This window comes from Paraburkholderia sp. SIMBA_053 (assembly GCF_046534895.1).
Classification (GTDB): domain Bacteria; phylum Pseudomonadota; class Gammaproteobacteria; order Burkholderiales; family Burkholderiaceae; genus Paraburkholderia; species Paraburkholderia caledonica.
In genome coordinates, this window is record NZ_JAWRXU010001018.1 from 1 (window position 1) to 206 (window position 206).

General features: G+C 30.6%; 1 protein-coding gene. It reads left to right on the top strand.

The genetic code is table 11. The features are described 5' to 3' along the window. Nucleotides 1–14: 14 nt before the first annotated feature. Nucleotides 15–206 (top strand): hypothetical protein (locus SB753_RS38710; RefSeq protein WP_410805368.1); only part of this gene is annotated, 192 nt, incomplete at its 3' end.

Here is a 206-nt window from a genome sequence, read left to right on the forward strand (position 1 = left end):
TGTTAACAAAATACATTTTTCTTGGTGTTAGTATGATTTATCTTCTTACTTACGATTTTATATTTACACGTAGCCCAAATACTTCTTTACACGTGCCTTATCTAGAGTGCTTCCTAGTAATTTCTTCACCTTTATTTTTAAGTATTCGTTTTCTCCTATGGGTTTCTATTTCTATGATATGTAGTTTTCTAATGATTCGGCATCCT